At 49.1% G+C, this 13,294-nt stretch carries 13 protein-coding genes; 11 read left to right on the top strand and 2 right to left on the bottom strand.

Annotation, left to right across the window (positions count from 1 at the left end; genetic code table 11):
• Positions 1-54: 54 nt before the first annotated feature.
• From P3X63_RS19140 to P3X63_RS19105, 8 genes are read left to right on the top strand one after another with little or no spacing between them, the layout of a single operon-like run.
• Positions 55-1,086 (top strand): glycosyltransferase, encoded by a 1,032-nt coding sequence (locus P3X63_RS19140; RefSeq protein WP_026588848.1) that lies wholly within the window; start codon positions 55-57, stop codon positions 1,084-1,086.
• Between the two features lie 11 nt (positions 1,087-1,097).
• Complete coding sequence (locus P3X63_RS19135) at positions 1,098-2,177, top strand: polysaccharide pyruvyl transferase family protein (RefSeq protein WP_026588847.1); 1,080 nt, start codon at positions 1,098-1,100, stop codon at positions 2,175-2,177.
• A complete protein-coding gene (locus tag P3X63_RS19130; protein ID WP_026588846.1) occupies positions 2,174-3,193 on the top strand; it encodes a glycosyltransferase in 1,020 nt (339 codons plus the stop codon). Before P3X63_RS19135 ends, P3X63_RS19130 begins: the two co-directional genes overlap by 4 nt.
• Positions 3,190-4,746, top strand: coding sequence for an MATE family efflux transporter (locus P3X63_RS19125; RefSeq protein ID WP_236251198.1), 1,557 nt, complete (start codon positions 3,190-3,192; stop codon positions 4,744-4,746). The genes P3X63_RS19130 and P3X63_RS19125 overlap by 4 nt, the downstream gene beginning before the upstream one ends.
• A gap of 19 nt (positions 4,747-4,765) precedes the next feature.
• The gene (locus tag P3X63_RS19120) at positions 4,766-5,368 is read left to right on the top strand and encodes a sugar transferase (protein WP_026588844.1); all 603 of its coding nucleotides are present in this window, start codon (positions 4,766-4,768) and stop codon (positions 5,366-5,368) included.
• Positions 5,368-6,003 carry an acetyltransferase gene (locus tag P3X63_RS19115; protein ID WP_026588843.1) on the top strand — a complete coding sequence of 212 codons (636 nt, stop codon included), beginning with the start codon at positions 5,368-5,370 and terminating at the stop codon, positions 6,001-6,003. The genes P3X63_RS19120 and P3X63_RS19115 overlap by 1 nt, the downstream gene beginning before the upstream one ends.
• A 14-nt stretch (positions 6,004-6,017) precedes the next feature.
• Complete coding sequence (locus P3X63_RS19110; protein ID WP_277691682.1) at positions 6,018-7,163, top strand: DegT/DnrJ/EryC1/StrS family aminotransferase; 1,146 nt, start codon at positions 6,018-6,020, stop codon at positions 7,161-7,163.
• A gap of 10 nt (positions 7,164-7,173) precedes the next feature.
• Entirely contained in the window at positions 7,174-8,145 is a 972-nt protein-coding gene (locus P3X63_RS19105) for a polysaccharide pyruvyl transferase family protein (RefSeq protein ID WP_026588841.1), read from the top strand.
• 16 nt (positions 8,146-8,161) lie between these two features.
• Here P3X63_RS19105 and yvfG read toward each other — a convergent pair whose 3' ends face one another.
• Positions 8,162-8,377 carry a protein YvfG gene (gene yvfG / locus P3X63_RS19100; RefSeq protein ID WP_026588840.1) on the bottom strand — a complete coding sequence of 72 codons (216 nt, stop codon included), beginning with the start codon at positions 8,375-8,377 and terminating at the stop codon, positions 8,162-8,164.
• A 74-nt stretch (positions 8,378-8,451) separates the two neighbouring features.
• On the opposite strand from yvfG, the gene rpoN reads away from it, so the two are divergent.
• Complete coding sequence (gene rpoN, locus P3X63_RS19095; RefSeq protein WP_256860325.1) at positions 8,452-9,744, top strand: RNA polymerase factor sigma-54; 1,293 nt, start codon at positions 8,452-8,454, stop codon at positions 9,742-9,744.
• Between the two features lie 30 nt (positions 9,745-9,774).
• On the opposite strand, the gene lutP is transcribed toward rpoN, so the two are convergent.
• The gene (gene lutP / locus P3X63_RS19090) at positions 9,775-11,463 is read right to left on the bottom strand and encodes an L-lactate permease LutP (RefSeq protein ID WP_277691681.1); all 1,689 of its coding nucleotides are present in this window, start codon (positions 11,461-11,463) and stop codon (positions 9,775-9,777) included.
• Positions 11,464-11,654: 191 nt separating this feature from the next.
• Here lutP and lutR point away from each other — a divergent pair, with 191 nt between their 5' ends.
• Complete coding sequence (lutR, locus tag P3X63_RS19085; protein WP_026588837.1) at positions 11,655-12,395, top strand: L-lactate utilization/bacilysin biosynthesis transcriptional regulator LutR; 741 nt, start codon at positions 11,655-11,657, stop codon at positions 12,393-12,395.
• A 157-nt stretch (positions 12,396-12,552) separates the two neighbouring features.
• The gene (locus P3X63_RS19080; RefSeq protein WP_026588836.1) at positions 12,553-13,269 is read left to right on the top strand and encodes a (Fe-S)-binding protein; all 717 of its coding nucleotides are present in this window, start codon (positions 12,553-12,555) and stop codon (positions 13,267-13,269) included.
• Positions 13,270-13,294 lie beyond the last annotated feature (25 nt).

The following is a 13,294-nucleotide window of genomic DNA, read 5'->3' as shown; positions in this document are numbered from 1 at the left end:
GGCCGGGCGGATTGATTCCGTCTTGTGAAAAATGTCGACAAAGGAGTAATCATATTGGAAAATCCAGCAGTTAGTCTACTGGTCGCAGTATATAATACAGAAGCTTTTTTGCCGAATTGTTTACAATCGCTGGTCAGCCAGACCTTAAAAAACATTGAAATCATTATCGTCAATGACGGTTCGACGGATGGAAGCCAGAAGATTATCGACCACTTTGCCAAAAAAGACAGCCGCATCAAAACGATCGTTCAGGAAAATCAAGGCCTCGGCGCTGTCCGGAATAAAGGCATTGAAGCGGCAGCAGGGGAGTACTTGGCTTTCATCGATTCGGATGACTGGATTGAAGCGGACTATTGCCGGTCCATGTATGAAAAAGCACAAGCCGAAGACGCCGATCTCGTCATCTGCGATTACGCGGTAGACATTCAGGATACGGAGAAAACGGTCTATCCCGAAATCGCCAAAACATACGCAGGAAAGCCGAAGGATGCCTTCATCAAAGATCTCCTGAGGGGGAAAGTGAGCGGTTTTTCCTGGAATAAACTTTACAGACGGAGGCTGATTGAACAGCATCAGCTCGTTTTTCCGCTTCGGGACGAACTTGAAAATATCGAAGATCAATATTTCAGCTTTAGATGCCTGCTCTATGCGAATGCTGCGGTGTTTGTGGAACAGCCGCTTTATCATTACAGGGTTCACCTGTCTTCGATTGTCCAAAAGTATCAGGCGGGGCTGTTTGACGACGGGCTTGCCCTTTATGAAGCCAACATGGATTGCCTGACAAAGCGCGGGGAGCTCCCGGCTTTAAAGGAGGAACTGCAGGTCTTTCTCATCAACCACGGCTGCAACAGCATTTTGAATGAAGTCAAGAGCAGAAACAAAAGCCCTTCGGCTGAGAAATATAAAAACATCCGCCGTATTTGTACGTGTCCCGAATTCAGAGGGAAAATACCAGCCGTCGATTTGACGGCTTTTGATTCAAAGAAAAAGCTGCTTCTTTTGCTGGTTCGCTGGCGGCTGATTCCGGCCGTGTATGGATTCGCAGCAATCTATCAGAAAATGATCGAGTACAGAATGAAAAAATAGGCGGTGAGGACATGACCTTTCAGGAATGGAAAATCAATCTCGCGGAGTGGCTTCTGCTGAAGGTGAAATATCCTTCGGAATATATGATGGGAACGCCGGGGTTAAAGCGGTTTGAGCAATACAAAGGCAAGAAGAAAATCATTCTGACTTTAATTCCTTCCCATGATAATTTGGGCGATCATGCCATTGCCCTGGCAAGCAGGACATTCGTAGAAAACGAGTTTGCCGATTTTGAAGTCATTGAGATTGGCATCAATGAGATTTATAAACACGCCAAAGCGCTGAGGCGCATCCGTCATCCCGAGGATATGGTGTTCATCATCGGCGGCGGCAATATGGGCGATTTATACAGACATGAGGAATGGACAAGGCGCTTCATCATGAAGAAGTTTAAGCATTATAAAATCGTTCAGCTGCCGGCCACTGCCCATTTTTCTGAAACGCCTTACGGTCAAAGGGAATTGAAGAGGGCGAAAAAGATCTATAATGCCCATCCGCGCCTCCTGATGATGGCGCGCGATGAGACAACCTATCAATTTATGAAACGGCATTTTTCAAAGCAAACGATTTTGAAGCAGCCCGATATGGTGCTCTATTTAAAAAAAGAGCAGCAAACTGAACGGGACGGTGTATTCGTTTGTTTGCGGGAAGATAAGGAGAGCTTTCTCAAACCGGAAGAGCGGAAAACGCTCCTTTCGGCTGTTCGCGACGAGTATGGGGAGGCTAAAACGTTTACGACGACGATCGGCAAACGGGTCAGCCGCGTCTCGCGCGAAAAGGAGCTCAATCAGCTTTGGAATCGGCTGAGAGGCGCAGAGGTAGTCGTCACAGACCGGCTCCACGGCATGATCTTTTGCGCGATTACAGGAACTCCTTGTGTTGTGATCCGTTCGTTTGACCATAAGGTTGTTGAAGGGTTCCGCTGGCTGCAACATGTTCCGTTCATGAAGCTTGTGGAGAATCCGAACACAGGGGAGGTCCTCCGCGCGATTGAAGAATTGATCAAAAACGATTCATCGTATCAAGAACCACCGTCAAGGGACCATTATTTTATCAATCTAAGACAAAAAATCATAGGTGATATCAAATGAGGCCATATGTCAGTATCATTGTTCCAATGTACAATGTCGAAGATTATATCGAAGAATGTGTCAATTCATTGCTCAGACAGACGCTGAAGAATATTGAAATCATCCTCGTCGATGACGGATCTCCCGATAGATCGGGTGAGATCGCGAGACGATATTGCGGACAGGACGCCAGAGTCAAAGTGATCCACAAAAAGAACGGGGGGCTCAGTTCAGCAAGAAATGCGGGTCTCCAGGCGGCGACGGGTGACTATGTCGGGTTTGTCGACGGAGATGACTATGTCGCGGCGGAGATGTTTGAAAACATGTACGCGGCCGCCAAGGAAGATGATCTTGATATCGTGATGTGCGGTTATCATAAATGCTACGGCAAGGAGCAAGCCTATTTTCCGCCTTCATTGCCGGCAGGACGCCTGCTTTTAAGCTGGGATATTAAACGCGCGCTGAAAAAGGCGCACGAAACCCAGTTTATCTGGTATGTGTGGCGGAATCTGTACAAGCGCCGCATGCTGAAAGAAAACGAGCTGTATTTTTATGAAGATATTCGCTTTGCAGAAGATTCGCCGTTTAATCTTTATGCTTTTTATGCCGCCAAACGGGTGAAGGCGATCGATGAAGGCTATTACATGTACAGATCGAATCCGCAAAGCCTGACGGAGATCCCTTATAAACCGTATATGGATGAAAGCCTGAAAAGGCAATTTCGGGCGAAAAAGAGGTTTTACGAGACTTTTGAGCTGCTGGATGAATGTGCTGACGATCTGCAAACATACATGTGCAAGCACCAGATTCCGATGCTTCTGGCCAATGCCTGCGCCGAACCGAAGCCTTCAAAGCAGGTGAGGCGTCATATTAAAGACATCCTCTCTTATCGGATGGTGCAGTCATGTATCAAATCAACGTCCATTCGCAATGAAAAGCTCTTAATCGGTCAACGTCTCGTCTTGCTGTTGTGCAAGCTGAACGTTCCGTTCCTGCTCGAACTGTTTTTTAAACGAAATCTGCCCAGTAAGGGATGAGCCTTTTGAATAAGACCTTTTTCTTGAATCTCGGCGCCAATATGGCGTACTTTGTGTTATCCGTGCTGTTTTCAATGTGGCTGACTCCGTTTGTGATCAAAAACCTCGGGGTGGAGGCATTCGGTTTCGTTAATTTAACGCAAAATATGATCAATTATTTTTCGATTATCACGGTCGCCCTGAGCGCGGTCGTTGTCCGCTTTTTTTCGATTCATGCCCACAGGGGGGCGCTCGCTGAAGCGCGGGGCTATATGAATACTTACATTGTGTCATCGCTAGTCCTTGCCCTTGTCTTGCTTGTGCCGCTCTCCGGAACAGTGTTTTTTGTCGACAAGATCATCCGCGTGCCCGCCAGCCTCCTGGGAGATGTGCAAATCGCCCTGTTGATCGGCAGCATGCTATTTTTACTCACCTTTTTCATGTCGGGGTTTGCCGCCGGGCCGTTCTTCGCCAATAAAATCTATATCACGAGCTCGATCCAGGCCGTCCAAATGCTCATCCGCGTTGTGAGCGTACTGTGCATTTTCTCATGGTTTGCGCCGAAAATCTGGCACATTCAGCTTGCGACTCTGATCGCTGCAGTCTCGGCGTCCATTTTATCGATTCTGTTTTTTAAAAAATTAATTCCGTGGTATAGGTTTCGCGTCAAGGATATGTCGCTGAAAAAATGCAAGAAGCTGCTGCAGGCTGGGGGATGGAGCTCTGTCAGCCAGATCGGTGTGCTGCTTTTTCTGCAAATCGACTTGATGGTCGCCAATGTTATGCTGGGCGTTTCAGCGTCCGGGATGTATGCGGCGATCATACAGTTTCCGCTGTTAATACGGACGATGTCAGGCACGCTCGCCGCCGTTTTTTCACCGACGATTACGCTTTATTATTCAAAAGGCGACAAAAAAGGGCTTGTCCGCTACGCCAATCAGGCCGTCAGGTTTAACGGAATTCTGCTCGCTTTGCCGGCGGCGCTCTTGGGCGGGCTTGCCGGTCCGTTTCTTACGCTTTGGCTCGGCCCTTCATTCGAGCATTTAAAATGGCTGTTATTGATACATGCCGGATACTTGGTTGTTTCATTAAGCCCGGCGCCGCTTTTTTACATTTTCACAGCTTACAACAAACTGAAAACGCCGGCTTTGACAACGGTCGCCTTCGGAGGCTGCAACTTGCTCTTGGCTATTGTTTTGAGCGGTCCTGCAGGCCTTGGGCTTTACGGGATTGCAATTTCCGGAGCTGTTGCCTTAATGCTGAAAAACGTTGTCTTCACGCCGATTTACGCATCGATCATCACAGGCGAGAGAAAACGGGTTTTCTATAGAGGGATTTACGCGCCGCTTGCCGGAGCTTCCTTTACATTGGGCGTGCTGTTTGCCATGCAGTTCTTTTTTTCGATCGACAGCCTGCTTTCCCTGATCATGACGGCGCTTGCGGCATCCGGAGCGTATGTGTTGTTTGCCTATTTTGTCATGTGTACGAAAGAAGAACGCCATGCCTTGTCAGCCAAGCTGCAGGCATTTCGGGCTTCGGCATCGATCCCTTTTCAGAAGGGATTTTTTAAATAAACGAAAGGGGTGCGGTTTCATGAAAGCGAAACGTTTTTTCGATCTTGTATGCGCGGTCATTTTGCTGATTGCTCTCAGTCCGGCCATGCTTTTCACAGCTTGTCTCATCAGGTGGAAAATCGGCTCGCCTGTCTTATTTCGCCAAACCCGTCCGGGACTGAACGGCGAACCTTTTACATTATATAAGTTCAGGACGATGACTGATGAAAGGGATGAAGCGGGAAACCTGCTCAGCGACGAAATCCGGCTGACAAAAACGGGCAGGCTGATCAGAAAAACGAGCCTGGATGAACTGCCGCAGCTGATCAATGTCATCAAAGGCGATCTCAGTCTTGTCGGGCCCCGTCCGCTTTTGATGGAGTATATTCCCCTTTATACAAAAAGGCAGTGGAGACGGCACGAAGTCAGACCGGGCATCACAGGCTGGGCGCAAATCAACGGCAGAAACAAAGTGACATGGGAAGAAAAATTTGAGCTCGATGTCTGGTATGTGGATCACCGGTCTTTTTTGCTTGATCTGAAAATCCTTTTGCTGACCGTCGGCAAAGTGCTGAAATCTGAAGGCGTCAGCCAGGACCGCCATGTGACGGCGGAAAAATTCACAGGAAGAAGGAATGCCTGATGCAAGCAATCGTGATTATCGGAGCCGGCGGCCACGGAAAGGTCATCAAGGACATCGTTGAAGAGTGTCCGGATCTGTCGCTTGCCGGCATTCTCGATGACCGGTTCGAGTCGCTTGCTCGTAAAAACGGCTTGTATTATGGATCTGCACATGCGACAGGCGAGATGCTGCGCTTCTTTCCGGATGCGAAATTTATCATAGCTGTCGGCAGAAATGAAGTGAGAAAAAAGCTATTTGAAAGCCTCGGCCTTCCGCTGGAGCGGTATGCGGTGCTCGTTCACCCGTCTGCTGTCATCAGCAGCTCGGCCCGAATTGAAAACGGAACGGTTGTGATGGCGAAAAGCGTCATCCAAGCTGACGCCCATATCGGGATGCACAGCATTATCAATACCGGTGCGATCGTCGAACATGACAATCGAATTGGCGACTATGTCCACCTTTCACCGGGAACGATTTTGACCGGAGGCGTAACCGTTATGGATGAGGCGCATGTCGGAGCGGGAACGGTCGTCATTCCTGGAAAAAGGCTCGGGCGGAGAAGCGTGACGGGAGCCGGCGCTGCGGTGATTGACGATATTCCTGATGATTCAACAGCAGTCGGTGTTCCTGCAAGAGCAATCAAATCACAGTTGTAAAAAGGGTGAAAAATATGAGTCAGAACAAGCGAATTTATTTATCGCCGCCGCATATGGGCGGGGAAGAAGAGCGCTATGTCGCCGAAGCGTTTCGGACAAACTGGATCGCGCCGCTTGGCCCCCTCGTCGATCAATTTGAAGAAAAACTTGCCGCTTATGCGGGTACGGCCGGGGCTGCAGCGGTCAGCTCGGGTACGGCCGCGATTCACCTTGCGCTCAAGTTATTGGGAGTCGGAAAGGGCGATACCGTATTTTGTTCTTCTTTTACATTTGTCGCCAGCGCCAACCCGATTTTGTATGAGCAGGCCGAGCCGGTGTTTATCGATTCCGAAAGAGACACATGGAACATGTCGCCTATAGCGCTGGATCGCGCCCTTGATGAGGCGGAGCGTACGAGAAATCTTCCGAAAGCCGTCATCGTTGTCAATCTATACGGTCAGAGCGCCAAAATGGACGAAATCATCGCCATTTGCGACAAATATGCGGTGCCCGTCATTGAAGATGCGGCAGAATCCCTCGGATCAGAGTATCAAGGAAGAAAGAGCGGAACATTTGGCCGCTTTGGCATATACTCGTTCAACGGCAATAAGATCATCACGACCTCGGGCGGCGGGATGCTTGTCAGCGATGACGAAGACGCTTTGGCAAAAGCGCGCTTTTTAGCTACTCAGGCCCGGGAGAAGGCGATCCATTACCAGCATGAAAAAGCGGGCTACAATTACCGGATGAGCAATGTGCTTGCCGGAATCGGCATCGCCCAGCTCGCCGTATTGGATGACAGAGTGAACGCCAGACGCGCCGTTTTCAAGCGCTATCAGGAGGCGCTCTCTGAGATGGACGGTGTAGACTTCATGCCTGAGCTCGGCATGTCAAACCGCTGGCTGACGACATTGACATTTGATGAAAAGAAAATTCAAACATCACCAGCGGAGCTCATCGAACAGCTGGCCGCTGAAAATATTGAAGCGCGCCCGTTATGGAAACCGCTGCACCAACAGCCGCTTTTTCATGGCGCTTCCTATTATCCGCATGATGAAAGCGAATCTGTCAGCGACGATTTATTCCGCAGAGGGCTTTGTCTGCCGTCAGGCTCAAATCTGACACATGAGGAACAAGACCGGATCATTCAGCTTCTGATCGACCGGATCAAATACAAATGAGGTGCTAATCATGGCGATTACATATTCCATGGACAGCTTGAAAGATAAGCTGGCCGACATTTTGGATGTCATTCCGAGGCACTCGGAAGTCGTTTATTTGGACTACCCGCTTTACGGGAATGTTGGCGACTTATTGATCATGAAAGGAACGGAAGCTTTTTTTCAAGCGTACGGGATTCAGGTTCGCGAAAGATGGAACGCAGAAAACTTCGCCTGCGGCCGTAAAATTCCCAAGCATGCGATCATTGTCTGCCAAGGCGGCGGCAACTTCGGCGATTTGTACCCCCACTTTCAGCAATTCAGGGAGCGGGTTATCGAGCACTATCCGGACAACCGGATCGTGATTCTGCCGCAGTCTATTTATTACGAAAAGGAAGAAAACATCAAACGGACGCGGGACATTTTAACACCGCATCCCGACCTCCACTTATTCGCCAGGGAAACGGCGTCATTCCAATTTGCGGCTGAGCACTTCGGCATCAAGAATCTCAGAATGATGCCGGATATGGCCCATCAGCTCTGGCCGATCGCCCCTTCTGAAAAGCCGTCGGCATCTGTGCTGCGGTTGATCAGAACGGATAAAGAAGCAAACAGCAGCTTACAAACGGCGGGAGAGCCTGACACGTATGACTGGAACGTGATTTTATCAGACCGTGACAAGCGGGGGATCAAACGGCTGCAAACATTAAATATTCTCAACAAAAAAGCGGGCAATCCGCTGCCGATTGCTTCTTATTGGAGACGCTATTCCGACAGCCTCGTCAGCAAATCGGTCCGTTTTTTCAGCCGCTATGAATCAGTCATCACATCAAGGCTGCACGGCCATATTTTATCGTGCCTCCTGGACAAGCAAAACGTCGTCATCGACAACTCTTACGGGAAAAACGCGAACTATTACAATACATGGATGAAACACATCCCGAACACAGAGCTGATTCAGAAAAACGAATCGGAAATAGAAAAGCCGCCTGTTCATGTGTAACAGACGGCTTTCCCCATTATGCTTCTCCGCGCTTTACCTTGTTATAGGCTTCATCCAAATGCTGAATCCGTTTTAAGACAACGGCGTTTTTTGTCAGCTGATCCTGCACAAGTGTTGAAACGACCGAGCGGTAATAGCTGTTCATCGCATGGATCTTATCCTCATTCGGGTTCATTTCAATATGGGTTTTAAAGTTTTCGATAAAATACGGTACTGAAAAAAGTTCTGTCAATGAAAACACTCCTTTTTATGTCTATACGGTACGGAACCGATCGTGTAAACTATAAGTGGGAGGGGGAGAAGATGATGAAATTGCATGTACAGCAGCAGCAAACGGTAAAACTTCATTTGACACAGGGGCTTACACAAGCCATTCAATTGCTGCAGTATTCCTCGGCTGAACTAAACAGCCGGCTTGATGAGCTCTCACTGGAAAACCCTCTTATCGAACGGAAAGACACCGATATTCCCCGATCATTTTACCATAAAACCAATCACCAATTACAACGAGACTCCGGGACGGCGCATGAGGATTTGCAAGGCGCGTTAAAGCGGCAGGCGCTCGACTTGCAATTGTCAGACCGGGAAAAGCGCATTTTCGGCTACTTGGTTGAATCGCTTGATTCAAACGGGTATGTCAATGAACAGCTTACCTTTATCGCCTCCGCCCTGTCTGTGCCCGGAGAGGAAGTGGAAACCGTTCTGGCGAAGCTGCAGACACTTGAACCGGCCGGAGTCGGAGCGCGTTCTTTAAAGGAATGCATTCTCATTCAATTAAGGCGCCTCCCAAGGCAGACGGCGGATGCTGAGAACGTCATTTCCGGCTATTTCGAACTTTTTGCCAAAAAGGCATGGAAGGAGCTTTCCGCGAGAACGGGCCTTTCCCTTTCACAGCTTCAGGATATTCAGGATCTTGTCGCAGAACTGTCTCCGAGGCCCGGTTTGCTTTACGAAGCTGAGGAGCGGAACGTCTATATTGAGCCTGATGTGATCATTTACATTCAGGACGGAGCATTGAGTTTGGAGCTCAGCAGCCGCTCGTTTCCGGACATCCAGCTTAATTCATTTTACGAGCCAATGCTCAAAGCACGGACCAATGATGATACAGCCGCTTTTTTATCAGACAAATACAGTCAGTGGAAATGGCTTGATCATGCCCTCAGGCAAAGAAGGGAAACGATGAAAAGGGTGATGGGGGAGATCCTCGTTCGTCAAAAAGATTATTTTCTCAAAGGGAAAGAAAAGATACAGCCCTTGACATTAAAGGATGTCGCCGATGTCCTCGGCATTCATGAATCCACGGTGAGCCGGGCGGTGAAAGGGAAATTTGTGCAGACACCGTATGAGCTCTGTGAACTGAAACGGTTTTTTTCGGCAAAAGTGAAGGATGTCTCAGACGGCCATACGTCAAGCCATACGGTCAAAGTGCAGCTCCGTCGTCTGATCGAAGAGGAAAATAAAATGAAACCGCTTTCTGACCAAAAGCTGGCTGACCTGCTCAAAGAACAGCACGGCATCGTCATCTCCCGGCGAACGGTCGCCAAATACAGAGATCAGCTCAACATCTTGCCTTCATCCGTGAGAAAACGCTATGAATAGAGGCCGTCCGGCAATGCCGGCGGCCTTTTTTTACGGGATCATCCAGGAAAACAGATGATGCTGCAAAAATGTGATGATACAGACAAGGAACAAGAGAAATAAGCTGTGCTTCAATGTAAAGCGGAGCAGATCGGATTCTTTTCCCGCGAGTCCGACAGCCGCGCAGGCAACCGCAATCGATTGCGGGGATATCATTTTTCCGGTGACACCTCCTGAGGAATTGGCCGCCACCGCCAGGACGGGCTCCATTCCGACCGATGTTGCGGTGACTTTTTGCAGACTGCCAAACAACAGGTTCGCTGAAGTATCCGAGCCTGTGATGAAGACCCCGAGCCAGCCGAGCACGGGAGAGAAAAACGAAAACATCGCACCCGTCATCGCCAGTGACATGCCGAGCGTTGTGCTCATCCCGGAAGAATTGGTGACATAGGCGAAGCCCACGACGGAAGCGATCGTCAAAACGGGCTTGCCAAGCTCTGTCAGCGTTTCGGCAAACACCTGCCCCCAGTCTTTCCAGGTGATTGCAAGCACAAACTTTGCCAGCACGGCCGCAAGCAGAATCGCCGTACCCGCCGATCCGAGCAGTTCAAGTTTAAAAAGAGCCTCAATCGGCTCTCCGGATGAGCCGATGATTTGATTGTGCAGGAAAGGCACACCTGGTGCGAATGACAGCCGTCCGCCGATTTCATTTAAAAGCAGCAGCACTGGATTTGCCCCTTGATAATGCCCGACGAGCGCCTGCTTCACGGAAGGAATCCCCCAAAGGGAAACCATGGCGGTCAACAATAAAAACGGTGTCCATGCCTTGAAAATTTGCCCCGGTGAATAGGCAGCCGCCTGATCTCTTGACTGCGATTCTGCGGCAGCCGCCGCTTCCTTCTCGTGCGGAAATTTGAATGGCGTTTTCGGCTTCCAAAACTTTAAGAACACGGCAAGGGCGATAAGCGAAACGATCGCCGACAAAATATCCGGGAGCTCCGGTCCCAGGAAGTTTGAGCTGAGATATTGGGTTACCGCAAACGAAACGCCCGACACGAAAATCGCCGGCAGCACTTCAAAAGATCTGCGAAATCCGCTCATGATCACGATCAAATAAAACGGAATAAAAACAGATAAAAACGGAAGCTGGCGCCCGACCATTTTTGAAATGTCCATCGCCGGAATGCCGGTCGGACCCTCCACCGCAATAATCGGTATGCCAATCGCGCCGAAGGCCACAGGCGCCGTATTGGCGATTAAACAGAGGCCTGCCGCATATAAAGGATTGAAACCGAGACCTGCTAGCAGTGCCGCCGAAATGGCGACCGGCGCTCCAAAACCTGCCGCCCCTTCTAAAAACGCGCCGAATGAAAACGCTATCAAAAGTGCTTGCAAACGACGGTCATCTGTAATCGAGAGCACCGAGTGCCGAATGATTTCAAATTGCCCGCTTTTAACGGTCAGCTTGTACAAAAAAACAGATGTGATGATGATCCAGCCGATCGGCAAAAGTCCATAAACTGCGCCCTGTGACGCCGACATGACCGCTTTCTCCGCAGGCATGCCGTAAACGAAAACGGCCAGCGCCAATGCGATCAGCAAGGTCGTCAAGCCGGCCATATGCCCCTTCATTCGTTTGACGGCCAAAGCCCAGAAAAAATACAAAATCGGGATAAGCGCCGCAAGTGAAGACAGCAGCAAACTGTTTCCCAAGGGTGTATACTCTTGTGTCCATCCCATTTTTATTCCCCCTTTGTTTTAGTCATCTGATGACATGATGACAAGACCAATCATTTAGCATTATATTTCTGAATCTTCAAAATTACAATCTTTTTTTTTGCATGGCGCCCAAGCTATATGTTCCGGACGCAAAGAACGGTATAATAAGAAAAATGACGCATCATGCCCAGTCTGTCTACGAGGTGAAGAAATTGAAATACAAGCAAATCAAGACGAAAAAAATATACGAAGAAGTGGCGGAAGCCCTTCTTGAATCGATCAAAAACGGGGAGCTCCAGCCGGGTGATCAGCTAGATTCCGTTCAGTCGCTCGCCGACAGCTTTCAAGTCAGCCGTTCGGCCGTCAGGGAAGCGCTGTCAGCCTTAAAAGCGATGGGAATGGTAGAGATGAGACAGGGGGAAGGCACCTATGTGAAAAGGTTTGAACCTGAACAGATTTCGATCCCTCTTTCTGCCGCACTGCTGATGAAAAAGAAGGATGTCGCAGAGCTTCTTGAAGTCCGCAAAATTCTGGAAATCGGCGTTGTTTCCGGTGCGGCGCAAAAACGCACGGAAGAGGATCTGGAAAATATGCGCACGGCGCTCGAGGATATGAAGCTGGCCGACGGCAACGACGAACTCGGCGAAAAAGCGGATTTTGCCTTTCATTTGGCGCTTGCCGGTGCATCGCAAAACGATCTCCTGAAAGGCTTGATGAATCATGTATCATCCCTTTTGATCGAAACGATGAGAGAAACGCGCAAAATCTGGCTGTTTTCCAAAAAAACATCTGTAAAGCGCCTTTATGAAGAGCACGAGGCTATCTACGAAGCCGTAAAAGAAAAGGACGGCGAAAAAGCGGAACAGGCGATGCTCAACCATCTGACAAACGTCGAAAAGGTGCTCTCCGCCTACTTTGAAGAAACAAAACAGGCCGACGAATCAGGTATTTGAAAGCAGGCAGAAGCCTGCTTTTCATGGATAGGCCCTCTATGATAACGAATAAGAAACCCCTTTCAAAAAATGTTCACAAGTTGTAAGATGAAGAAAGAGGGTTTTTTACCCAAGTCATCAGATGACCTGATAAATGAGGTCTGGAGAGGGGATCAAGATGAAAGTTTCACTGTTTATCACGTGTTTGGTTGACATGTTTCAGACGAATGTCGGAAAAGCAACCGTTGAACTGCTGGAGCGGCTCGGGTGTGAAGTCGATTTTCCTGAAGGGCAGATCTGCTGCGGGCAGCCGGCTTACAACAGCGGCTATGTCAAAGACTCCAAAAAAGCGATGAGGCGGATGATTGAAACATTTGATGATGCTGAATATGTCGTCAGCCCTTCGGGATCATGCGCTTTCATGTTTAAGGAATATCCGCACCTGTTCCAGGATGAGCCTCTATGGGCGGAAAAGGCGCAGCGGCTTGCTGATAAAACGTATGAGCTGACAGATTTTATCGTCAATGTTTTGAAAATCAACGACGTGGGGGCGAGATTAGAGAAAAAGGCGACTTATCACACATCATGCCATATGACAAGGCTTTTGGGCGTTAAGGACGCGCCGATGAAGCTGTTACAGAATGTGAAAGGGCTTGAATTTACACCGCTGCCGCGCCAACATGACTGCTGCGGATTTGGCGGTACTTTTTCGGTGAAAATGTCGCAAATATCAGAGCAGATGGTTGATGAAAAAGTGGCTTGTGTCGAAGATGCGGGTGCGGAGGTGTTGATCGGGGCCGACTGCGGCTGTCTGATGAATATCGGAGGGCGGATCGGCAGAAAGAATAAGCCGATCGAAGTCATGCACATTGCAGAGGTTTTAAACAGCAGATAACAGATATCCGGTCATTTCACAGATA

Origin of the sequence: Bacillus sp. HSf4 (genome assembly GCF_029537375.1) — a bacterium.
GTDB lineage: Bacteria > Bacillota > Bacilli > Bacillales > Bacillaceae > Bacillus > Bacillus sonorensis_A.
This window is presented reverse-complemented; position numbering and strand designations above follow the sequence as displayed.

Excerpts from the sequence above, each read along its gene's own strand:
- P3X63_RS19135 (WP_026588847.1), top strand. The coding sequence starts at position 1,098 with ATGACCTTTCAGGAATGGAAAATCAATCTCGCGGAGTGGCTTCTGCTG.
- P3X63_RS19130 (WP_026588846.1), top strand. The coding sequence starts at position 2,174 with ATGAGGCCATATGTCAGTATCATTGTTCCAATGTACAATGTCGAAGAT.
- P3X63_RS19125 (WP_236251198.1), top strand. The coding sequence starts at position 3,190 with ATGAGCCTTTTGAATAAGACCTTTTTCTTGAATCTCGGCGCCAATATG.
- P3X63_RS19120 (WP_026588844.1), top strand. The coding sequence starts at position 4,766 with ATGAAAGCGAAACGTTTTTTCGATCTTGTATGCGCGGTCATTTTGCTG.
- P3X63_RS19115 (WP_026588843.1), top strand. The coding sequence starts at position 5,368 with ATGCAAGCAATCGTGATTATCGGAGCCGGCGGCCACGGAAAGGTCATC.
- P3X63_RS19110 (WP_277691682.1), top strand. The coding sequence starts at position 6,018 with ATGAGTCAGAACAAGCGAATTTATTTATCGCCGCCGCATATGGGCGGG.
- P3X63_RS19105 (WP_026588841.1), top strand. The coding sequence starts at position 7,174 with ATGGCGATTACATATTCCATGGACAGCTTGAAAGATAAGCTGGCCGAC.
- rpoN (WP_256860325.1), top strand. The coding sequence starts at position 8,452 with ATGAAATTGCATGTACAGCAGCAGCAAACGGTAAAACTTCATTTGACA.
- lutP (WP_277691681.1), bottom strand. The coding sequence starts at position 11,463 with ATGGGATGGACACAAGAGTATACACCCTTGGGAAACAGTTTGCTGCTG.
- P3X63_RS19080 (WP_026588836.1), top strand. The coding sequence starts at position 12,553 with ATGAAAGTTTCACTGTTTATCACGTGTTTGGTTGACATGTTTCAGACG.